This is a genomic window from Winogradskyella pelagia (assembly GCF_017581965.1).
GTDB classification, from domain to species: Bacteria; Bacteroidota; Bacteroidia; order Flavobacteriales; family Flavobacteriaceae; genus Winogradskyella; species Winogradskyella pelagia.
Map to the genome: position 1 here is coordinate 127,324 of NZ_JAGEVF010000001.1, position 23,855 is coordinate 151,178.

Consider the following 23,855-nt stretch of genomic DNA (forward strand, 5'->3'; position numbering starts at 1 on the left):
CTCAATGTGTTAAGGGGTTTTTAAAAAGAAACTTTAAGAGTTTAAATCTCTTGGTGATTTCGATTAAGACCAACGGGGCAATCAAGCCTACAGATAGACCAAAAACAAGGTGTATCCCTAAGTTGGAGACTCCAAAAAACTTATCTAACACTATTCTTGTACCAGAGGCAAATAAAATATGTGCTAAATAGATTTCTAGTGAGTATTTACCCAAATAGGAAAAGCTCTTAAGCGTTAACAAAACAACTATAAATATAACAGCTAAAACACCGAGAATCGCTGGAATAATCTGGTTGTCATAATTAAGTCTTTGATTGTTTATATTGAATAAAACCACCGCACTAAAGGCGAAAAGTGAAACTACCATAAGAGCTAAGGACCATTTTATAGTTAGCTTTTGTAACATTTGTTTACCGTGTAGAGCGTATAAAATACCTAATTGAAAGAACAAAAAATTATAGCCGAACTTTTGAGCTACATACCAAAAATCTATATCATAAACTCGAAGGAAGATACCAACAATAATTAATGAAGCAAGAAGGTAATTATGCCATTTTGGTTGTACATAGTGATATAGAAACGCTGAAATTGAAAATATTAGGAGTAAAACATACAGGAACCACATTTGGCCTTTTGGTAGCACAAAGACATCCAAAATATCAGCAATATTAGTGTTGCCATTGGTATACCGATCTAAACTTAGTTGTACAATAAATTGTATAACAGACCATAGCATATAGAGATAAAACAAAAGAGAGAACTTATCCTTAAGAAACACTCTTAACCCTCTCTTCTGTAAACTCTTCAGGAAGAAAATACCCGAAAGAAAAAAGAACAAAGGCATATGGAAGGTGTAAATGATATAATCCGTATTGATAAATATGGCCCCATTAAAAAGTTCTGCATTGTTTAAGCCTCTAATAACATGACCAAGAACTACAAGAATAATTCCCAATCCTTTGGCACGATCTATCCATTCTATTTTTCTTGTATTTGCCATATATGACCTTTGTCCTACTTTTGAGGCTTCTCGTAGACCTCCTCTACCAAATCGTGTCCTTCAATGCGGTTTAATTTTGATTTTACAGTGTCAAGATTATTGTCAATGTAGCGCAAAGGTTGGTTTACATGCATACCTGGCTCGGTCAAGTCCTTAGAAACCACACTGCCCGCACCCAGATGTATGGCATTGCCAATGGTTACACCAGGATTAAAAATACAGCCAGAACCTATATAAACATTATCGCCTATTTTAATGTCGCCATCTATACGCGCTCGGCTTATACCTGTATCTGCGTGATAGTAGCCATGAGTCCAGAGTTGTGAATTGATGCCTGCTAAAATTGAATTATTGCCAAAATAAACACCTTTAGTCAAATCAATAAAATGATTAGAAACTATAAAGGTATTCTTTCCGAGATATAATGAAGCATCCCCGACTGAAACTCTATTATCTCCCCTTCTGAACTTATTGTTATTTGATATACCAGATTTAATTCCAAGAAAAATGTCGAATGGCCCTTTAAAATAATTTAGATTTTTAATGAAGGCATTTTCTTCTAACACAATTTTTTTGTTTTTTATGAAATTAAAAAAACCTATCCTACTCTTTGGTTTAAGAATAATCTCTTCAGCTAAAAGAATATTAATGCCCAGTTTGGAACTATAAGAAATTTTATGCCCTATTAGATTTAATAAGATTTTTCTTAAAATCCCTAATGGAACTAAACCTAATAATAGTGTTAATATTTTATTCATTAGTTTAAATTGCCTGAAAAATTAGTGACATTTGGGCCTGATAACAGTTGAAAATCTTCTCCAGAATTATTTGTAATCCTCACCTCGATATTCTTAGGACTACTGATATAAACATTGGTAGAAAATACAATAGTAGAATACCCGGCTGTTGTCGAGGTATAAAATTGTGAATTTAGTGGAATGAAAGCCCCACTTTCTTCATAACCAAAGTCTATTTTAATAGTCTTTCCTATAGATAAATTATTAATTCCTAAAGTTAAATTAAATGAATAGTAACCAATTGATGTTGTCAAATAGTGGTCGTTAATTAAATCAAATGAATTATTGGTGTCAAAAATAACGTTAGTCCAATTTAGCTTTATTCGATTACTCCCATTTGGAACTACTAAATCAGTACCTGACATATCTCGGTTATCAACAATAAAGAATGGAGAATTATTATTATCTATTAGTGTCGAACCGTTATGAATTACTAAATTATTACCATTTGAAAAACCCGGTTTGATTTGATAAAAATTCGAATTATTAACTCCGTTTAAGACGTTATTCGTGTCTAGGGTGTTTTCTCTAAAAACGGAGTAAGCGATATAGTTATTTAATTCAATCACATTTTGATAATTAGATAAAACGTGAGACGAATAACGGAAAAAGTTATTGTTAATTCTTATTCCCGAAACAAAACCATTATCGTTATAAAAACCTCCAATTTTACAACTGCTTTTTATGCTTTGATTATTAACAAATCTATTATAACTGATTTCAGAATTTGTTGAGGGTTTTATCCAAATATGATGATTGTTGTTGCCGTCAAACTCAACGTTATTAATTGTAAAACCGTTCGAATTTACTCCTCTTCTATTAAGAATTATACCTGCTGATGTATTAGTCCCATCGAATCCACAACCTGTAATTAAGCCGCCCTCTACTTTAGCCAAATGGCCCTCAAAATAAATTCCACCTTTTTGACATGCATAAATTTTTAGATTATTTGAATTAAAATTGAATCCTACGCCATTCTCGCCTTTAATCCCGTAACCTTTACACCTGTCTATTTCAACATTACTTAAAATTGTAGATGTTGAGGCATAATAATCTGGATTTCCATAAATTTCATTCACATTGATATCTACATAACCACCCGGAACGTTTGAATTATGAGTGACATAATTTCCAAAATTGGCTAGATAATTAACTTCAAAAGGGTAATTTATTGAGTCGGGAGATAGCAAAGGTATGTATATGCCATTTTCTGAGAAAAGGTTATTTTCAAAACCAGCGACACCAAAATTATTAAAACTAAAGGCTTTGCATCCAAACATTAATACACCTCCTTTTGGTGGTTCTGACAGCACATTACAATTAGCATTGATTCCATTTTCGCCTGGTAAACTTGGGCTATAAATTGAGAAGTCACTAAAAAATCCATTTGTTTGAAATTTATTAACCACGATGTCGTTATTCTCATTCGTTACTCCTAATAAAAGAAATGCATAATCACTCGTTCGATTAATAAAAATTGTACTATTTAACCCATCGCCTTGTATTTTTAAACCTGGTGGATTCAATATATTTGAACTGTTCGTATTTGAAACCATGTTCATTTTTGGTCTAAAAACAATGGGGCAATCCAAGTAGTAAGTGCCTGCATCTATAACCAAAGTCGCTCCATCCAATTCATCTACCGCCTGCTGAAGACTTTCAGATATTTCTGAGTTGGGCTGTATCGAATATTCTTGATTAAAAAAAACAAACTTTTCATATTGCGAATCATCTTCTAATGGATAGCCTTCAATAAAATTATATTCTTTTACACAGCTAGTGAAAATTATTGCAACCGCAATAGCAGATGGTATTTTTACTTTCATATCATATATTATTTGGTATTTAATAGTTGATTTACTCTTCTATAAAATCTGCTGGTTTTTTCATCATATGCATTGTTTTTTATGGTACTATGAACATCATTTATGTCAATTTTTTGAAGTCTTAAATCATTGTAATAGAATAAAAATTTCTCTTCTAAAATCATATCTATAATATACTTTGGTCTTGATATTTCTAAATCCTCATTCTTATACCTCACAGTACTATAAACAATATTAGGTGTGGCAAAAGGCATGATTGTTTCCATTTTCTCCTGTTTAGAACTGTTCACTACTACTTGATTATCTGAACCCTGACAAAAAGATAATATTTTAACATACATCTCTTTGGAATAAAAGCTCTTTAGGTGGGCAGTCTTTCTTTGTAAATAATCCGAGATGTAGTCCATGTAAGAATCAGTCATTTTATCATCAAGCACTCTAGAGTACTTAAATTCGTCAAAAAGTGCAATTAATTTTTGAGTGTCAGACTTTGGAAGTATGAATTTCCTTTTAGTCTTAATATTTAGAAGGAATAGTCCAATTATAGACCTAAACGAATTGGGTCTATATAAAATAAGCCTTCTAAAATAGCTCATCAATGAGTTTTCTGATGGGCCAAATGACAATATACTGTCTGAACTCTGGCCATTTATGATAATATAATCTTTACCATACTTCTCTCTAACCATACTTGTTCCAATGTAATGTAGTATTGAAAAATGCCTGTCAAATAATTGCTTATTGACAATCTCATCAATTTTATTTTGAGGTACTTCCCCTAAATCAATTTGTAATTCTTCAAGTGGAATTTTCAGAGATTGAGAAATAGCTCTAACGCGAGCAACATCTTTTGCTCCAATTTTACTAATTGGATTGAGTTTAAAATAAATTGCTTTATAAGGTATATTATATTTAATAATGTAATTGAGTAATAAGCAAGAATCCTTTCCTCCACTGAAGAACAATAGAACAGGTCTGTTTTTTTCTTTTATACATTTAAATGTATCATCTAAATCTTCCTCAACGGCTGTTTTGTGATTAATAATTGAGGGGGTTCGTTCTAAATCATTAAAGTAAGAAAGCTCAGTAATACTGTTGTCTTTAATTTCTAAAATACTTGCAGGACTTAACTTTTTAATTTCATTAATAAAAGTAGATTGACCTGTTGTATAGCGGTGTTTTTGCCAGTAGATATATTCATTTTCATTTTTGGAAATATTTCGTTCTAATTTTTCCAAAATAAAATTGTAGTCATCGCTGACAAGGATTTTACCTTCTATTTTCGACCAATAAACCCTGTAGCCACCAAGAATATCGCTAGTAAGAGTAATGGAGTTTTGAGCAATGTCAATTCTAACCCAGTAGCCTTTTAATGAATTTGCAAAACTTGAGAGACTTGTCTTATCAGCACATTCAATATTAATAACACTCCCGAAAAGAAAAAAATCCTTATCTGCGTGATATGGCTCTTCACTAATTTTTATTTCAACAATAGTTTTTCCGACCTTTAAAGATTTAGAATACATCAATATTTTTACCTATAAATTACTGTTCAAACATACCCAACTTTTCTAAAAAAGTAGCGGTAACATAAAGATTATTATTGTAATTATTTTTGATTTTTATTTCACCGTTGTCCATGACAACCACATTAAACTTGTCAGATTTATAAAGTGAATTTAAAGTCTTTTCCGAAATCGAGGCTTTTGCAGTAAATACGTGTACACGGTCGGATTTAAAAACAACTATAGCCTTCGGATTATTAACTGCACGATAAAATAATATACAGCCAACTTGTCCTGGATCATTTGAAGATAGAACCAAGGTACCGGTATTAATCTTCATCCTGTTCTCCGCAGTTAGGTTAGGAACCCTCACGGTCCGGCTATTATTCTCACGGTTTAAATCAAATTTTAAAACAAAGTTTTTATGTATTCCGTTAACAGATTTATTTAAATGCAAATCATTGGCCTCATGAATTTTATACTCAGAAATGCACTCTAGTCCACTTAATTTTAGATAGCTGCCCTCGTTGTTATAAATGGTTTCATTTGCTCTATTAATCTCCCTTATATAGAAATACTCATCTCCCAACAATTTATAATTTCCTGAATTATCAAAAAAACAGTTGTTATTAATTTTGGAATATACACCCCACTTTGATAGCCTAATTACTGATGCATTGGGCTCTATTTTAGACTCACCTTTTGTTCTAAAAAAACTAATACTGTTGTTATTTACAGACGTATTTATAGCGAATTCCTTCGTAGACTGATTTCTGCCTTTTGAAACATAATGGATCGTCTCATCACCACCAATATGCAATAATCCCTTCTCCGAAAATTTAAAATTTTTAATCCATTGATCGGTTTGTTGGATTGCACAATTTTGAATAATTGCACCTACTGATGATTTCAACGTTACCGCACTGGGATAATTACCATCTAATTCAGTGGTCTCTATAATAATACCCTTTGACCTGTAAGGTTCAAAGAACCCATCGTGGTTGTCTTGGTTCGCATTGTAAAACCCTCCTAATGGGTTGTATGTTGTTGTGTCTGCCTCTGGATTTCGTTCAATAGCCTTGCCATTAAAAGAAATAGCGCTCATTTTAGAGTGAAAATAAGAAGAGTTCCAAACAACCCCAGCTCTTAAATTATTTATTACTCTAGAGCTTTGAAGCGTAAATATTGGAGAAATATTATTTATTTTACTAAAAATGCCTACGGCATTATCTCTTATAAAGCAATACTTTACCTCGGTATAAAACGAAGCTGTTAAGTCAGGATTAAGGTTGGGATTACCGTCAAACAAAATACCTGCATTTTTAAAAAACCGTATTTCAACGTCTTCAATATCATTGTTTTTGCAGGCATAAAAAACAAAACCATTATTTGCGCCTTCACTCTTTAATTTGTGTTGTCCGTTAAGGCCAAAACCCTTTAAGATATTTCCAAAAATGGGTTTATGGCCATCACTACCATTTTTTCCACTAACCTCTAAAAAATTTATACCTGCCTTCATTATTCTAAATTCTGTGGATGTCATCCCCTTTCCTATAAGTTTAACACCATGAAAATTAGTTGAATTATCAGCTCTTTCTTTGCGTAATGTGTGCTCTATTCTGTAAATCCCCTCCGACAATTTTATCTCCCCATTGGAACAATTAATTGCCATTTGTATGGCATAAGCATCATCATCCTCAACATCGCTTAGTAGGGTCTCTATTGCTGAAGCACCAAACCATTCTGGATAAACCATGTCATTATTCAACAATCCTGAAATTCGGGATATTTTTTCATTATAGTCTGAATCGTCGTTAAATGATGAAAAATCAAAAATTTTGTGTCGCCCTGCCTCTAGTGTGGCGTTGCTGAATATAAGACTACCATTATTGGATTTATCAAACTCCAACAAGGCACCATTAAAAAATTTTAGGGTCTTATCGCTTGGTACAACAAGATTTGGGGTCTTGATTTTAATCTTTGATTTTATGGTAATTGTTTTTACTGCATAATTATTTAAAGCCGTTTTGAAATCTGTCTCAGTTGAACCTGCATTCAATACAACCTCTACCTCTTGAGCTTCCGCTAAAAAAGTGAAGGCAGTAAAAAGTAGTAAACAAATGTGCTTCCTCATAATAATGACCAAATGATAGTATTAATTAACTATTTAAATTTACTGTTTATTTAATACTTTATGAAAGGCCTCATACATAAAGTCTATATTTGATTTCGAAATACAGTTTAAATCCGAAAATGGGTCGGAAATAATTCCTTTGTAACTAGAACTATTAAGTTTATTAATAAAAGTGGCTTGTTCCGTTTTGGTTAATTTAGGGAATGTTCCATTCTTTACCCTCACTATAAGCTCATTAAGATCAGGCTCTAAATTCTTTAAGTAGTAGCAATTTTCTGCTGTATTGTTAATCGTATTAACGAGTGTACCAATAGGCTTGTTGCTTAAAATACACTCTATGGCTATGGTACCTGTTACGGTTACAACTAAATGCGCATGGGGCAAAACGTCGTCCATTAAAACGCTATGGTGAAGCGCCTCTATATTATCATTCTCTTGTACTACACGGATGAGATCGGTTGATAATTCATATTTAGATTTTGGATTGGGCTTAACAAATAGAACAGCATTTTCTGGTAATGCTCTAGCCAATTTGTATACAAGTTTTGTTTGGTCCCGGTAAGCCCTACCCCAAACGTCAATGTTGGCTTCAGGTTGCATTTGCAAGGGGTAAAGCACCTTAAAACACTCATCGGATGGTACGTTTAATTTCGCAATTGCATCCCAGGTACTAATATTTTTTACCCTTTGTTTTTCAATGGCACGTTTAATAAATGGGCTTGGTGTATTGAAGGATTCTCCTGAAACATGAGCATATACCTTTTTAATCTTATCCTTGAGTAATTTTGATTTTGAAGCTGGTTGAGGCTTCATATAATCAGGCAGTGCAGCCCTGTTGACTATTTGATCTACAACATCTTCAGCCTCCTCAAGGGGCAGCTGCTCTCCACTTCCTTTATAGGGGTTTAGCGTATCATATTCATAAAATGAAAAGCGTCCCACAGGATACCTACAGGATGAAGGGTTAAGATAGCGTATGCTTCTTTTTTTACATTGTGCAATGGTAAGTAATTCATGAAATGCTGTTGACTCACCGAAAACTATATCGGGTTTTACCTGGTCTAAAATAGTACCTATTTCATTATAGTAATAATAGAAGTAAGACTTGTCTTTCTGCCCAAAGTGATTGTGCTGCCTATCACTGTAGATAACATCTTCTACCTCAGGGATCATGTTGTCTACTTCTATATTCCTCTTGGGGTAATTTATAATATGAAATTTACCACCACTCTTTGGTGTAAAGAGTTTGTTTTGAATAATCCAATTAATATCGTAGCCATCTGCTTTCAATCTCTCTACGATGGGGTCGAAAAAAAACGTTTTATATCTGTTTTCTATAAAAACTAGGGTCATTTTATCAACTTTCTATCATTTCCAAAGCCAAGGGTTGGCCTCTTTCAATATTCTTAACAAAACGCTTACCTAGAAGTGTTTTATAATGCTTAGGGTGCAACCCATAACCAGGCCTAATGGACCTAATATTATCCTCAGTTACAATGTCTCCTGATTTAACATTCTTAACAACAAATAATGACCTTGCGAATTTCCTATTCTTCTCTACCTTCTTGGACACTTCATATGAAACAGTTCCTAGAAGCTTCTCCGTATCTCGGACCTTGCCCACCATTTCCTTGAATTCATCAAAATCAAGAGAAAAATCAGCATCAGGTCCACCAATTGATTTATCCAAAATAAAATGCTTTTCAATGATTTTAGCACCAAGTGTTGTGGCAACCACTGGAGCCAAAAAACCATAAGTATGATCACTAAAGCCAACCTCAACATTAAACCGTGATTTAATATCTGGTATGGTGTTTAAATTAGCAAGCTCAAGAGGAGCAGGATAAGACGATGTGCACTTTAGCAAAGCAATATCATTATTTCCTGCAGCGCGGCAGGTCTCTACTGCAAGTTCAATATCTTTTTGTTCTGCTATCCCAGTAGAAATTATAATAGGCTTGCCTTTTTGGGCTGTATACTCGATAAGTGGTATATCCTGTATTTCGAATGATGCAATTTTATAGGCCGGAGGATTAAATTGTTCTAAAAAATCAACTGCAGTCTTATCAAAAGGCGAAGAAAAACACAATAAGCCTTCTTCTTGTGCAACACGGAATAAAGTTTCGTGCCACTCCCATGGCGTATATGCTTCACCATATAGCTGATACAAGCTTTTGCCATCCCATAAAGTACCTTCTTCTATTCTAAAAAATTCATTATCACAATCGATTGTAAGTGTGTCTGGCGTATAAGTTTGAAGTTTGATGGCGTCAGCACCTGTTTTTTTTGCGGCCTTAATGGTTTCAATCGCAACATTGATGTCACCGTTGTGGTTTGCTGACAATTCTGCAATTATAAAACACGGATGGTTGTCCCCAATTGGCCTATTCCCTATATTCATTTCCTAAAATATTTCCTATTTCAAATGTAATATTTTCTGTGCGGATAACATCTAAGGTTATATACGCATCAGGTGTTTTCACTGTTATAACTGGTGTTGTTGCAACTACCTCTCCGTTGTTAACCCCGACCTGTTCTATTGATTTAACTATACCTACCTTGTCAATAACTACTTTTTGTCCATTCATAAACGTAAATGCGCCAGGGTAAGGAAATGCCTGTGCTCTTACCCAATTCCTAATAGCTTCGCTATTCCAACTCCAATCTATTTCCCCATCCTCTGGTGTTCTTTTACCAAAATATGAGGCCAATCCTTCGTCTTGTGGGGTAAATTTAACACCATCTTCAGACACCTCTTGTAAAATACTCAAGATTAATGGATAATAGGATTGTTTATATTTTTTAAGGATGTCTGCACCTGTTTCTTCATCACCTATTGGAATTCTAACTTGTTTTATAACATCTCCTGTATCACATCCAGAATCTATTCTATGAGCTGTTATTCCAGCTTCCTTCTCCCCGTTAATAATTGACCATACATGAGGGGTGCGGCCTCTATATTTTGGGAGTAGCGAACCATGGAGATTAAAGGTTAATTGCTCGGCGTGGTTAATAATATCTTCTTCAATAAGAAAAATATAGTTTATAGAGATAATAACATCTGCAACAAATTGCTTTATGAAATTATACCCTTTTCCTCCCCTAGGATTACCTGCATAAACAGGAATATTGTTTTGTTCAGAAAACCTAATGATTCCCTTAGAATTTCTGTCGGTTAAAACAAACTGAACTGTGTAGGTTTTAGTGAGCTGCCCTAATGTAATTAGCCCTAAATCTCCACTACAAAGAATACCAAGGTTTAACATAATTCCTTAACTAAGTCTTTAATTCGGTTAGTAATATTAGAGTCAAATAATCTTGACTGCGATAAGATAAATTCACTATAATCCTTCATTTCTAAAAGTGCTGTAATGCTCTTCTTTAGCTCCTGGTCTGTCCGTAATTTTAAATCCCCTACTCCACAAATTGCTCCTTCATTTAGGAATCCATTATATATATTTTCTTGATTGTCTACATAATATCCGCTGAGTATCGGCATTTTAACACAGCAGAGCTCGTAGAGAATGGTACTTGCTGGAGCAATTCCAAAATCGCATTGTTTCATAACACTGAGTAAACTGCTTTCGGAAAGATTAGAGTACGACGAAATTCTGTTTTCATTTTCTTTAATTAAATCTTTCAAGGATTCATGCTTATAAGCTCCTCCCAAAACTATGTGAATTCTTTCTATTTGATTTAATTCTAATAAAAGTTGTGCAAACCTTTGTGTAAAATTAAAAGGGTCTGAGCCACCAAAACATAGAAAGACCTCTTTTATAGGCCTTATAGCACGTATCTTTTTTGCTGCCTCAATAAATTTGGGGCGCAGCATTGCGTATTCTGTCCCAAGAGCAAACTTGGTATATGGCTCTGAAAAATAGTCTTGAGATTTAAGTCCTGGAGAATGATTTATAACGATGTCTGCAAACATCCTTTCTTTCCCAAGATCGTCAATGTAAACTAAACTGAATCCCTTAGATTTAACTTCTTTTTGGTAGTTTGTATTAAACTGATAGCCATCTGCAATGAGGATGTGGTTTTTAGACTCAAATCTAGAGGATAACCATCTTATCTCTTCTTCTGTTGAAAACTCTAAAGGTATAGTCGCCAAAGGATATTGCTCAGGAATTACAGAACTTGTAGAATCAGCTTTTGTGAGAAAAATGAATTTGTATTTGCTTTTAAGCATTTCTACAAGACTAAATAGTCGAAACAAATGGCCTAACCCAATTTGAACGTTTCCATCTGCTCTAAAAAGTATTGTCTTGTCTATCATCCATCATCAATTTATATTTGATTTCGGCCATTGTCCAATCCGAATGTGTATCAATGTCCTGCGCCTCTAGTTCGTCAACTATAATACAACCTGTATTTGGCACCCAAAGTTTTTTGTGCTTTAAAAGCGCTTGTGTTTTAATCCAATAAAACTGTCCAGCATCATGATATGTAGGTTCTAAATCCTGAGATCTAGAATTAATGTGGTCCGGCTCTAGAAGTCTCATACGGTAAGATTTTTCCAAGCGTACAGCCCGCTGTATTGGAAAACTGTATTCTAAAACAGGAAAAACTGCTTCAAAATTATTTTTGAGCATTAAACTTAGTCCTTGATTTAATTTCTCTGGTGTCACGAATGGCGCTGTAGGATAAATGCAACAAATAGAATCAAAAGACCCTCCTTGCTGCTTTACGTTTTCGATTACTTCTAATAAGACATCGACAGTCGTTGCGAAATCATCTGAATTTTTTGAACTCCTTAAAAACGGTACTTCAGCACCTAATCTCTTGGATAGTTCGGCAATTTCCTCATCGTCTGTTGACACAATGACCCTGTCAAAGAGCTGACAGTTCCTTGCTGTATTTATTGGATATGAAATAATCGGTTTTTCTAAAAAGTTCTTGATGTTCTTTCTCGGAATTCTTTTGCTTCCTCCTCTAGCTGGTATTATCGCAAGATTACGCATATGTAAACTCTAAAACCTTTGAAATCACAAATTCTTGTTCCTCTGCGGTTAGGGTAGGATACATTGGCAAGCTGATACATTTAGAATAATAAGTTTCAGAGTTTTTTAAATCTGCATCGCTATATCCAATAGTTTTGTAATAAGGAAGTGTATGGACTGGGATGTAATGTATCTGAGCAAAAATATTCTGATTTCTCAAATGGTTATAGAGCTCTTTTCTGTCCTCAACCTCAACAACGAACAAATGGTGTGCATTATACATGCCCTCTGGCAAACTTTGAAATTTTAATTTTCCTTCAAAAGACGCCTTATAACGTTGGGCTATTTCATTTCTTTTAATAACCCCATGACTATTTTTCCTTAATTGCGTAATGCCCAATGCACTTTGAATATCAGTTAGTCTATAATTATAACCCAGTTCTTGCATTTCATAATACCATCCGCCATGATTTTCGGCCATATTATCCTTTGTAATTCCATGGGTTCTCAGTTTAGAGAGTGACTTGTATAAGGTTTGGGAATTGGTTGTCACCATTCCACCTTCGCCGCAGGCAATGTGTTTAACTGGATGAAATGAAAAAACACTCATATCTGAATAAACGGCATTACCACTATTTTGTTTTACCCCTTTTGAGTCCGTAAAATAAGCTCCAGGAGCATGGCAAGCATCTTCAATAATCCAAAGGTTGTGCTCATTTGCAAGTTCTCTGAACTTCTCGAGATTTACCGGTAGGCCAGCAAAATCAACAGGAATTATACCCTTGAAAAACCCTTTCGGCATACTTTCTATTAAAGCCTTTGTGCTCTCTAAAGAGAGAGTATACGTATCCCTATCTATGTCGGCAAACCATACTTCTCCTCCACAAAATCTAACGCAATTTGCAGAAGCAGCAAAAGTTATTGGAGAAGTTATAACACGCTCGCCTTTCTTTAAATTTAATGCCATTACGGCCAAGTGGAGTCCTGCAGTAGCGTTTGAAACAGCTACCGCATATCTGCTCCCAATGTAGTCGGCAAATGCTTTCTCAAATTCTTCAACTTTTGGACCTTGGGTCAAGAAATCTGCTTTGAGCGTATTTACTACGGCATCAATATCTTCTTGATCTATAGCTTGCCTGCCATAAGGAATAATAGTTTTTCCCATAGTAGTTATACTTCAAAAGTGGAATCGACATGCTCCTTTATTAATGTCCTTAGCGAATCAACGGTCTCCCAATCGTCATTTTCTCCTGAATTATAACTGAACCCGGAAGATACTTTTTTAGCATCAAATTCTTTTATAAAGTCCTCTAAATTCCATTGGTGCGTTGCTGGAAGTATAGTATAATATTTTCCCAAGTCATATGTATAAAATGAGTCAGAAGCGGTAATCATTTCTTCGTGCACTTTTTCTCCTGGTCTTATTCCAACTACCGGTTTATCACAATTAGGTCCAATGGCCTCTGCAACATCAGTAATCTTATAGGATGGAATTTTTGGAACAAACAGTTCTCCACCCCAGGCATGCTCTAGGGCATGCATAACCATATCTACACCACCTTGCAAAGAAATATTAAATCTCGTCATATTAGGGTCTGTTATGGGTAAACGATTATCTTCTCTTTTCCTTTTAATAAAAAAAGGAATAACCGATCCGTTTGAGCCCATGACGTTTCCGTAACGCACAACAGAGAAACGAATAGGGTTTGTCCCTTTGATATTATTTGCTGCAATGAATAATTTATCTGAAGTTAGTTTTGTAGCACCGTAAAGATTAATTGGCGCACAGGCTTTATCCGTAGACAATGCCACGACACGCTGAACATTAGTCCTTAGACAGGCATCAACAACATTCTCCGCGCCATTTATATTGGTCTTTATACATTCATCAGGGTTGTATTCCGCAATATGAACGTGTTTCATTGCAGCGGCATGGATGACATAATCTACGTGTTGGAATGCTCTAATTAAACGGTCCCTATCCCTTACGTCCCCAATGAAAAATCGCAACTGAGGATACTTATTGGAAGGGAATTCCTGGGCCATTTGAAACTGTTTCTGCTCATCTCTTGAGAAAATAATCAGCTTTTTTATTTCAGAGTGGTGTTTTAAAACATATTTGGTAAGGGCCTTGCCTAAGGACCCAGTCCCTCCAGTAATAAGAATTGTTTTATCTTTTAGTGTAAACATTAGTAGTAATTTAAAAAGCAAAAATAACATTATACATCATAAAATTAAGCCATTTATTTTTTAATAAAATTCAAATAGTTTAGGCTCAATTTTATCAGTACTGTTATTCATCATAATTTTTAATAAATCTATACACTTTGGAGGTGTAGAAAATAATTGCCATAAGTATAAGTGCTGCAACAGGGAAAAGAAGTGTTTGGCGACTTAATAATCTTACCTCCAATCTTCCTACTTCCTCAAATCCAGATAAGATATCATAGTAATCACTTTCTTCAATTAAAGTTTCTTCAATCGCTCTCAATTTTTCTCTTACATTTACCTCTTCTCGAAATAAATCGAACTCTCTAGTTTCGGTTTTTTCTTGAACAATAGGGAATATGCTCTTAGAACTGATAGTGCCACCAGAATTCTTGGATTCAAATACTTTGATTTCTAAATAGGTTCTTTGAAGACTGTCTATTCGCTCAAGCTGCTTCTTGTATGTTGCCTTTTTAATTAGGAGAGAGGAATCTCTTATTCTTTTAAGTTTTTTTGAATATTCATTCTCAAAAGTTTTCACAAAACCTCTTTCCAAAAACTGAAATATTCCATTTTCAACAGCTTTAGCCTCAATAGAAAAAACACTTCCCGAGAGTATATCCCTGTTTTCTATGAAGTCCTCATAACTAATGTCATTAGCCAAAGTGCTATCAATAGATTTTCTATAGTCATTATATTCCTTAAGCAAATCGTTTTGTGTTTCTGGACCTATCTTGATGGAAAAACCTCTTAATTGATTGGCCTGAATGGTGTCAATTTCAAAAATATCTGCCAACTCGTTTATATTATTTGAATTAATAAGTGCGTTAAAATAATTCACGTTGTTGGCCAATTGATATTTTGAATCGAAGTAAGGCCTAACCAACATATCCGAAATGTATTGCTTTTCTTTGAACTTGTCAGCTACAAAACCCAATATCGTAGCTAACATAATAACTATACCTACTAGTTTAATATTATTTATAACGGGTTTTAAGCTATAAATTATGGTTTTGAATAGCGCCTTAAAAACACTTACAATAAACCCAAATACCTTCTCAAATAAACGGCCGATAGCATTAAACAATTGACCCAAGTCTACTTCTTCAGTTTGAGTTTTTTCTGGTAAATTATCACTCATATCTTATGAATTAAATATTTGTTCTAAGATTTTTTTAGTTATTACATATGTCGGTTTAACACCAGCAGTACCAAGACCTCCAGAAGCTAAAGTGCTTCCGGTTTCTAATGGGTTGTCACTGGCATAGTACGCATATCTTACTTTCACATCTTCATTGATGCTCCCTCTAACTTTAGAGGCAGCCTGTATGGCTTTTTGATAATGGGCGCCTTCCATCTCTAGTCCAATGACATTCCATGTCGATTTTTTAAAGAACTTTAATATTTCTTTATTTTGGAGTGAAGTGCCTAAAACCGTTACCATAGTACCTTCATATACATCAACGCCGCAATCTACTAAATCGTTTTTATTTAGTTCGTTTTTAAAGGGATAATTATCTGCAGTTCCTTCAAATATATGTGCCGATGGTATCATAACATCTCCCTTTCCACCCTGAAGAATCCCCGCCTTACCCATTATAGAAATAGATTTGACATCTAAATGTACATTGGAGCCATTAACCTTAACTGGTTTTAGCAATTCGTCCATGGTTTCATAGGCTTGCTCTCCAAAGGCATAGTCCATAACAATAATCACAGGCGCCTCTTTCTTAGGCTGTTCTTTATGATTAAAATAGGTCTTTGTAAAATCTATTTTTTGGGTATCAAAAATCTGAACATCTATATTAGTGCCCGAAGTGTCCCTTACATATATCATTCCGTTTGAGTAAGCGAGTTTTTCCACTTTATTTCGCAGAAGCTTATTTTCTGTATTGCTTAAGGCCTCATAAACCTCAAAAACACGCTTGGCATTTTTAGCGGGTGTGATGGCGGTTTTGGCAAAAAGTGAATTCATAACGCTATGCATATTGGCGCTTATAATATGCACTGGGCGCTCTAACAAATCGTTTTTGTGCAGTACAGCCTTTATTTCGTCAGACCATATTTCTCCATGGATATGATGACCTAACCTCTCCCTTAAAACAGGGCTGAAGGTTACCGCTCTTTTATTATTATCCATAGCCTCCTCAATAGCGAGTTTTCCAATCCAATAAATAATGTGCAGTAATCGCTCTGGTTGGTCTTCTGTTGCAAATTTTGAATAGGCTTCTGTTAATTCATTAAATGTTCTGCCCAAGATATTAGCCGTGTGGGTTATGGCGACTTCTCTTTCTTTTTGTGTAAGCTTTTTTATAGTGTTTACAGCTATTTTCAGCTTTTCCCAATCTCTTATGGTTTTACCCTCATCATTTATTAAAACACGCTTGCGAATTTTATGGGACTCTACAAATAGAAAAGTGAGATGGGTAAGAATATCATAGATTTCAGAACGGCCTCTGGTAATCTCAATATTCATCTGTTCGCTATCAATACGATAGCAATTACGTCGACGTTTTGGGGGGATTATGGGTTTAAAATGTGAATTGGCATAGCCTTCATCACTTGTTAAATTAATAAACCTGCACTCTTCTATACCTTGTGGTAATCGGTCAATTACATATTGCAACCCCTCGAGCTCGGCTTTTTCTTCCCCAATCGAACCGTAAATTTCAGGCCGTAATAGCAATAGGGCTTCAATTAGAGTTTCACCCGAAACACCCATAGGCTTGTAAAAACCTCGATTGAAAAGGTGGCGCATTGTAATATACATGCGCTCAATAGCATTAGAACTCTCTTGCGCCCTTGTTCTACCTTGTCTCTTCTTTATAGTGCTCATCTTTAAATAACCTGTAAATATAGCCTTATTTTGTTAACTCCAATTGGTACATTTTATCTGCTATTTTTCGGTCATTAGAAAGCCTCGGAATCTTATTTTGACCCCCTAATTTTCCGATGGATTTCATATAATCTTGGAACCCGTTTTTTTTCACCTTTGTTAATTTTAGAGGCTGCAATATTTTACCTTCAATCAAATCAAAATAATAGCTGTTTTGCTCTTGTAAAGCCTTGTCTAAGATCTGAACAAATTTAGATTCCTCCTCAGGCTCTTTTTCAAACTCAATAAACCATTCGTGATAAGGCAGGCCTTCAACTGGATTGATTTGAGGTGCAACCGTAAATTCGTTTATGGAGGCAGAACTTTCTGCAACTGCATTTTGCACGGCCTGCTCAACTTCTTTTCCTATAACGTGTTCACCAAAGGCTGATATAAAATGCTTTATTCTGCCACTAACAATAACGCGATAAGGATGGAGCGAAGTAAACTCAACAGTATCTCCGATATTATAGGCCCAAAGCCCAGCTGTTGAAGAAATAATAATAACATAATTAACCCCAAGTTCAACATCGCCTATGGTTAATCTTTGAGGGCTATCATCAAAAAACTTATCTGCCTCTATAAACTCATAAAAAATACCCGAATTGAGCTGCAACAGCATTCCTTGTTCCTCCTGTTTATCTTGAAAGGCAAAAAAGCCTTCACTTGCAGGATATAGTTCTATACTATCTACTCTACGCCCAATTAAGCTTTCAAATTTTGCTCGATAGGGCTCGTAATTTACACCTCCGAAAATAAACAGATTAAACCCTTTAAAAATGTCACCGACCTTCTTTCCTGTTTTTAAGGTTAACTTTTCAAAATACATCTGTACCCATGACGGAATACCAGATATAACGGTCATGTCTTCATCTATTGTTTCTTGTACGATAGCATCAACCTTGGTTTCCCAATCTTCAATACAATTGGTCTTGTAGGTAGGCATTCTATTTTTTTGAAGGTATTTTGGCACATAATGCGCCACAATACCTGAAAGTCTACCAAGCCGAATTCCGTTTTTCTCTTCTAAAACTGGGCTACCTTGTAAAAAAATCATTTTCCCATTAACAAAATCAGCATTGCCAGTTTCGTGGATGTACATTAAAATAGCATTTCTCGCTGCATTTATGTGAGTTGGCATACTCTCTTTGGTAATAGGGATATATTTTGCACCAGAAGTTGTGCCTGAAGTCTTAGCAAAATACAGGGGCTTACCAATCCAAAGGACATCGCTTTCCCCGTTTACGGTACGCTCAACATAAGGCTTTAATTCCTCATAATCTCGTATCGGTACATTTTGCCTGAATTCCTCATAGGTTGTTATGTTCTTGAAATCGTGATCAACACCAAAAGCCGTATTCTTGGCTTTTGAGATAAGCTGTTTAAAAACCCTTTGTTGTGTTTCTGTTGGCTTGGAGGCCCATTTGTTTAGTTTAAACGCAACATACTTTGCAAATAGCTTTGAAAGTTGAGATTTTAATGAGGTCATTACTGAAATTCAATAAAATTAGTTGGGTTAACGGGGTAGCCTTTGTTCCAAAGTTCAAAATGAAGATGTGGACCAGTGCTTAATTCACCTGTATTGCCAGACATTGCAATGACTTCCCCAGACTTAACCAAATCACCTTGGGCCTTAGTTATTGAGTTATTGTGCTTGTACACTGAAATCAGCTCTTGACTGTGCTCAATAATGATAACGTAGCCCGTTTCAATAGTCCACTCTGCAAAAATTACCGTACCGTCTGCAGTAGACTTTACTGGTGTATTTTCAGGTACAACCACATCAACAGCAAAGTGCTTTTCTTCTAGATTGTAGCCCTCTGATATAGTACCATTAACCGGAGGAAATAGCACAAAATTAGATGGGTCTATGCTAGATTCAAAGACATTGAATTTGTCTTCTTTTTCTACTTTAGCCCTGAGCAACGAATCCTCTCTGTTCTTATTTATGTTTAAAAGCACCTCCTCATTGGCTGCTTCCTCAATTAAGGAGTCCCTGTTAATTTCTAAAGTCTCTACTTCTCCTGTAAGCACTTTTCTTATTGAAGCAAAATATCTTTTATTTATTTCAAGTTCGTTAACTAACGAATCTGTTTTGTAATTAAGCAGCGAAGCTCTTTTTTTCAATGACGCAGACGAATAGCCTGGTATATATTCTTTAAGCGGTGTAAAGGCAATAAGCAAAATCGTAAAAAAAACAAGGAAAATTGCTGAAATGGACGTAAGAACAAAAACATTTAGTCGCGTTAGCTTAATAGCAAAACGCTCTTCAAAAGTATCTTCGTTTAGTATAACCAAGCGATACTTGTGGAGTAATTTTTTAGCTATTTTTTTTTCTTTTTTTTTCTTTTGCTCCATTAAAACAAAATTAGTTAAAATAGTGGTAAAGGTGACTTATAAGCTTTATAAGATCTTTAAATAACGTAAATATTAAAGGATAATTATTAACTTTGTGCCATTAAACTAAAGATTATGATTTCAAGTAGTATCTTATTAGGGACACCAGGTGTATGGCAAATTGTGCTGATTGTAGTGATAGTCCTATTACTGTTTGGTGGAAAGAAGATTCCAGAATTAATGCGAGGCCTAGGTAGCGGATTAAAAGAGTTTAAGGACGCTAGTAAAGAGGAGTCGCCCGATAAAGACAAAGAATAATATTTTCTGAAACTAAAAGCCAACTCAATGAGTTGGCTTTTTTTATTTAATTTTTATAGATTTTATAATTGATTCTAGCTCAAAAATATACTCTCGCTTTTTAAGTGAGGGCGCATAAACATAGCCATCAGCAATGAGATATCTTTGATTCACCTCATCCTTTATAGCATAAGTTATAAATGGCCCAGCCATGTATTGTCCTTTAACCTCCCAAACACCCCTTACCTCATAGGCCTCTTTATTATCAATGATGGTTTTATATAATGAAGGCGCATAGGCGTCTTCAACAGTCATATAAATATCATCTTCTCCTGGTATCTGGGTTTTTGTGATTTCGTCTCGCACTTGAGTAATCGCCACTATTGTGCTGTCATTTTCGGTAATAGCTTCTAACGGTACTTCATAGAACATAAGGTCCATGGTTTTAGTATTACTTAAACTTTTCCTTATCCAAAAAAAGTCATTAGTTGCCTTACCTATTTTATATGCTGAAGGTATGTTTACAGAAAAGCTTAAAGCATCTTCCATTTGTTTATCGTCCAATAAGGACAAGTTGATGCGCCTTTGCTTTTCTTTGACTTCTTCTTTTATAAAGGCATCGACAATTTTCCTTCTATTATCGGTTAGTTGAGTAATGATTTCGGCATTCGTTTTTCCACCTACAACAATGACGGTTTGTGGTTTGGCAAAAGCTTCATTAACCACTTTAGTGGTTGGTTCTAATTCCCCTTTTTCAATCTTTAATATAATTCGGCTTCTCCTAGCAAAACCATCAAAAACCTGAGGCGGAATTTGTCGCATTGCAAAAATTGGTTCGTCTTGCGGCAAGCCTTCTAGAGGTGCTGCAAAATTTTTTCTAACAGCCTCACCTACGGCTCCGTCCCAGAGTTGATTATCTACAACTACAGAAATATTATTAAGGTTTCCGTTAGAAGCAGGCAAATAAATAGTTTTATCCTTTTTTTTGTCTGAACAGCTTAAAATAAAAATACTGATTACTAGTGCCAAAAACACTCTCATAAATTCTGTTTTTTGTTGGTTATTTATTTAGACACAATTAGTGTCGTCCCTATTTTAAGTTTATTACCACTAATATCGTTCCAATCTTTAATATTTTGAACGGAAACTCCAGAAAATTTTTGAGCGATGCTCCAAAGAGAATCGCCTTCCTTTACCTTGTAAGTTGTTTTTCCCTTAGTATTTTTAGTTGTTTCTTTAGGCTTTGGTTTAGTTGCGGGTGAAGGATTCCTAGGGTAAATTGTTAACCGCTGGCCAATTCTTAAATTATTACTTCGAAGGCCATTCCACCGTTTTATTTGACTTACCCTAACCCCATACTTTCTTGCAATTTTACCTAAATAATCACCACTTTTAACCCGATATCTTATTTTTGAATCTACCTTAAGAAGTTCAGGTAGTGGTTTCTCACGTTTATTGAAATCTTCTTTGGCATAGGCATAAATCTCTTTTTCATTACTTGTAAAAATCCCTATGGCTTCACGAGGTAATCTCAATGCATATGTTTTACCCTCAATCTTAGGGATAATATCTAGTTTATATGAAGGATTTAAAAATTGGAGCTCTTCTATATCCACGCCTGTAGTCTCTGAAACTTGATCTAAACTTATCATTTCTTTAACGTGAATTGTGTCTGTCTGCATATATTGAAATGATGGTCGCTCTGGTTTAAATCCGTGTTCCTCAGCATATTCAAATATGTACATCGTTGCCAAAAAAGCAGGTAGATAACCCGCCGTTTCTCGTGGTAAAAACGGTCTTATATTCCAGTAATTCTTATAACCACCCGAACGCCTTATTGCTTTGTTTACATTGCCAGGCCCAGAATTATATGCCGCTAAGGCTAAATCCCAATCACCAAAAATTTCGTACAGTTTAGAAAGGTATTGCGCTGCGGCTGTTGTGGATTCTATAGGATCACTTCGTTCATCAACATAACTGCTAACATCCAAATTATACATTCTACCCGTAGTAAACATGAATTGCCACAGTCCTGTAGCACCAACTCTAGACCGAGCTCTTGGTTTTAGGGCCGACTCAACAATAGCTAAATACTTGATTTCTAAAGGAATATTGTAGTTGTCTAACTCTTGCTCAAACATTGGAAAATAGAAATGACTAAGCCCCATTAAACGCTCTAAAGAAGACCGTCGCTGTTTTAGGTATCTCTTAATAACACTCTCTAAAGATGGATTATATTCAATATTAAATGGTGTTCTGGCGTTGAGTCTTTCCAGCCTCGCCTTGAGCGTATCTGTTGAAAGCTCCGGATAATCCATGGGCTCATAAGTAAGCTCAGAAACTGATTTATAGATGGTGTCATATAGCGAATTGCTGTAGAGCTCATCAAGCCACTTTTTGTCTAATTTTACTGCTTCAGGATTGTCTTCTAGATTTTTTATGTCAATTGAATCTAATTCTGCAAGAATGGGTTCTTTTAGGGTTAGTATTTTCCCGTCTACTATAGAATCTCCAACCTTGATAGGGCCGTTGCTTTTAACAACGATGGTGTCTTGTTTTTTCTGGGCAAAACCTAGAAGCGCAAACACGCTCAAAAGTATTATCAGGTTTCTTTTAAACCTCATTTTCTAAATATTTAATGAAATACCACAACGGCTTTACTTCGCTTTAAGTGCGTTATTACTCTTTTTAACTCAGAATTGCAGCTATTCCTGGCAATGTTTTACCTTCAAGACTTTCTAGCATGGCACCTCCACCAGTACTTACATAACTTACTTTTTTCTCAAAACCAAATTGCTTAACCGCGGCAACAGAATCTCCTCCTCCTACAAGCGAAAATGCACCGTTTGCTGTTGACTCAGCAATGGAGTCGCCTAATGCTATTGTTCCCTTTGCGAATTTTTCTAATTCAAAAACTCCTAAGGGTCCGTTCCATAATATGGTTTTACAGGCTTGAACCACGACATCAAAATTTTCTAAAGATTTTGGACCTGCGTCTAAACCTTGCCAACCCTCTGGTATTTTACTCACATCAACTATTTGCGTGTCTGCATCATTACTAAAAGCGTTGGCAGCGACGACATCTACAGGCAAGTGCACCTGTACATTTTTAGCTTTGGCCTGCTTTAAAATATCGTGTGCCAATTCCATTTTATCATCTTCACAAATCGAGTCACCTATTTGACCGCCTTGAGCCTTTATAAATGTAAAGGTCATGCCTCCACCTATAATAAGATGATTCACTTTATCTAAAATATTTTCAATAACTGTAATTTTTGAAGAAACTTTAGCCCCGCCTAAGATTGCTAAAACCGGTTTTTCTCCGTCCTCCATTACTTTTTTAATACTCTCTATTTCCTTAGCTAATAAGTACCCAAAGCATTTTGTTTCTTTAAAGTACTGAGCTACTATTGTTGTTGAGGCATGTGCCCTATGTGCGGTACCGAATGCGTCATTAACATAGATATCGCCCAATTTTGATAGTTGTTTTGAAAAACTTTCATCCCCCTTTTTTTCTTCATCGTGAAATCGCAAATTTTCAAGTAGTAAAATTTCACCCGGTTGCAAGTTGTTGGCCATAGACTCTGCTTCTTCACCTACACAATCGCCAGAAAATTTAACCTCTACACCGAGAATATCTTCAATTTTAGGCACAATATGCCTTAGCGAAAATTCGTCTTGAATACCTTTAGGCCTACCCAAATGCGACATAAGCACACAGCTTCCGCCATCTTCTAAAACCTTTATAATGGTTGGTTTCGCTGAAATAATTCTAGTATCATCTGTTACCTCAAAATTATCATTAAGTGGCACATTAAAATCTACACGAATTAAGGCGCGTTTATTTTCAAAGTTAAAGTCGTCTATAGTCTTCATTTTACATATTTTGTTGAACAAATATAAAGATTAGAAAGCATAAAAAAATTACATAGTTTT

At 35.1% G+C, this 23,855-nt stretch carries 20 protein-coding genes; 1 reads left to right on the plus strand and 19 read right to left on the minus strand.

The annotated features are described in order from the left end of the window. Position 1 precedes the first annotated feature (1 nt). The 16 genes from J4050_RS00605 to J4050_RS00680 form a co-directional block, all read right to left on the minus strand. Positions 2–1,000 carry an acyltransferase family protein gene (locus tag J4050_RS00605; RefSeq protein WP_208152000.1) on the minus strand — a complete coding sequence of 333 codons (999 nt, stop codon included), beginning with the start codon at positions 998–1,000 and terminating at the stop codon, positions 2–4. Between the two features lie 14 nt (positions 1,001–1,014). Further along, positions 1,015–1,758 (minus strand): acyltransferase, encoded by a 744-nt coding sequence (locus J4050_RS00610; protein ID WP_208152001.1) that lies wholly within the window; start codon positions 1,756–1,758, stop codon positions 1,015–1,017. Next, the gene (locus J4050_RS00615) at positions 1,758–3,623 is read right to left on the minus strand and encodes a hypothetical protein (protein WP_208152002.1); all 1,866 of its coding nucleotides are present in this window, start codon (positions 3,621–3,623) and stop codon (positions 1,758–1,760) included. The genes J4050_RS00610 and J4050_RS00615 overlap by 1 nt, the downstream gene beginning before the upstream one ends. 8 nt (positions 3,624–3,631) lie before the next feature. Next, the gene (locus J4050_RS00620; protein ID WP_208152003.1) at positions 3,632–5,149 is read right to left on the minus strand and encodes a tRNA lysidine(34) synthetase; all 1,518 of its coding nucleotides are present in this window, start codon (positions 5,147–5,149) and stop codon (positions 3,632–3,634) included. Between the two features lie 19 nt (positions 5,150–5,168). Next, positions 5,169–7,262 carry a hypothetical protein gene (locus J4050_RS00625; RefSeq protein ID WP_208152004.1) on the minus strand — a complete coding sequence of 698 codons (2,094 nt, stop codon included), beginning with the start codon at positions 7,260–7,262 and terminating at the stop codon, positions 5,169–5,171. A 39-nt stretch (positions 7,263–7,301) separates the two neighbouring features. Next, on the minus strand, positions 7,302–8,615 hold the full coding sequence (locus J4050_RS00630; protein WP_208152005.1) for a hypothetical protein: 1,314 nt from the start codon (positions 8,613–8,615) through the stop codon (positions 7,302–7,304). Positions 8,616–8,619: 4 nt separating this feature from the next. Further along, positions 8,620–9,663 (minus strand): pseudaminic acid synthase, encoded by a 1,044-nt coding sequence (gene pseI / locus J4050_RS00635; protein ID WP_208152006.1) that lies wholly within the window; start codon positions 9,661–9,663, stop codon positions 8,620–8,622. Next, positions 9,647–10,528, minus strand: coding sequence for a methionyl-tRNA formyltransferase (locus J4050_RS00640; protein WP_208152007.1), 882 nt, complete (start codon positions 10,526–10,528; stop codon positions 9,647–9,649). The genes pseI and J4050_RS00640 overlap by 17 nt, the downstream gene beginning before the upstream one ends. After that, the gene (gene pseG / locus J4050_RS00645) at positions 10,522–11,538 is read right to left on the minus strand and encodes a UDP-2,4-diacetamido-2,4,6-trideoxy-beta-L-altropyranose hydrolase (protein WP_208152008.1); all 1,017 of its coding nucleotides are present in this window, start codon (positions 11,536–11,538) and stop codon (positions 10,522–10,524) included. The genes J4050_RS00640 and pseG overlap by 7 nt, the downstream gene beginning before the upstream one ends. Then, on the minus strand, positions 11,513–12,223 hold the full coding sequence (pseF, locus tag J4050_RS00650) for a pseudaminic acid cytidylyltransferase (protein WP_208152009.1): 711 nt from the start codon (positions 12,221–12,223) through the stop codon (positions 11,513–11,515). The genes pseG and pseF overlap by 26 nt, the downstream gene beginning before the upstream one ends. Then, positions 12,216–13,367, minus strand: coding sequence for a UDP-4-amino-4,6-dideoxy-N-acetyl-beta-L-altrosamine transaminase (pseC, locus tag J4050_RS00655; RefSeq protein WP_208152010.1), 1,152 nt, complete (start codon positions 13,365–13,367; stop codon positions 12,216–12,218). The genes pseF and pseC overlap by 8 nt, the downstream gene beginning before the upstream one ends. Before the next feature lie 5 nt (positions 13,368–13,372). Then, the gene (gene pseB, locus J4050_RS00660; RefSeq protein WP_208152011.1) at positions 13,373–14,392 is read right to left on the minus strand and encodes a UDP-N-acetylglucosamine 4,6-dehydratase (inverting); all 1,020 of its coding nucleotides are present in this window, start codon (positions 14,390–14,392) and stop codon (positions 13,373–13,375) included. 103 nt (positions 14,393–14,495) lie between these two features. Continuing rightward, positions 14,496–15,551 carry a hypothetical protein gene (locus J4050_RS00665; RefSeq protein WP_208152012.1) on the minus strand — a complete coding sequence of 352 codons (1,056 nt, stop codon included), beginning with the start codon at positions 15,549–15,551 and terminating at the stop codon, positions 14,496–14,498. Positions 15,552–15,554: 3 nt separating this feature from the next. Continuing rightward, a complete protein-coding gene (locus J4050_RS00670; RefSeq protein ID WP_208152013.1) occupies positions 15,555–17,246 on the minus strand; it encodes a DUF6909 family protein in 1,692 nt (563 codons plus the stop codon). 25 nt (positions 17,247–17,271) lie between these two features. Beyond that, complete coding sequence (locus J4050_RS00675) at positions 17,272–18,774, minus strand: GH3 auxin-responsive promoter family protein (protein ID WP_208152014.1); 1,503 nt, start codon at positions 18,772–18,774, stop codon at positions 17,272–17,274. Continuing rightward, positions 18,774–19,643, minus strand: coding sequence for a M23 family metallopeptidase (locus tag J4050_RS00680; RefSeq protein ID WP_208152015.1), 870 nt, complete (start codon positions 19,641–19,643; stop codon positions 18,774–18,776). Before J4050_RS00680 ends, J4050_RS00675 begins: the two co-directional genes overlap by 1 nt. A 114-nt stretch (positions 19,644–19,757) precedes the next feature. Between J4050_RS00680 and tatA the strand changes: the two genes are divergently transcribed. Then, complete coding sequence (gene tatA / locus J4050_RS00685; protein ID WP_208152016.1) at positions 19,758–19,940, plus strand: twin-arginine translocase TatA/TatE family subunit; 183 nt, start codon at positions 19,758–19,760, stop codon at positions 19,938–19,940. A gap of 42 nt (positions 19,941–19,982) precedes the next feature. Here the strand turns inward: tatA and J4050_RS00690 are convergent, their stop codons facing one another. The 3 genes from J4050_RS00690 to J4050_RS00700 all read right to left on the minus strand — a co-directional run bounded on the left by J4050_RS00690 (position 19,983) and on the right by J4050_RS00700 (position 23,795). After that, positions 19,983–20,960: a DUF4837 family protein gene (locus J4050_RS00690; protein WP_208152017.1), complete on the minus strand. Its 978-nt coding sequence runs from the start codon at positions 20,958–20,960 to the stop codon at positions 19,983–19,985. A 23-nt stretch (positions 20,961–20,983) separates the two neighbouring features. Beyond that, complete coding sequence (locus J4050_RS00695) at positions 20,984–22,543, minus strand: lytic transglycosylase domain-containing protein (protein WP_208152018.1); 1,560 nt, start codon at positions 22,541–22,543, stop codon at positions 20,984–20,986. A gap of 64 nt (positions 22,544–22,607) precedes the next feature. Continuing rightward, complete coding sequence (locus J4050_RS00700; protein WP_208152019.1) at positions 22,608–23,795, minus strand: phosphoglycerate kinase; 1,188 nt, start codon at positions 23,793–23,795, stop codon at positions 22,608–22,610. Between the last annotated feature and the right edge of the window lie 60 nt (positions 23,796–23,855).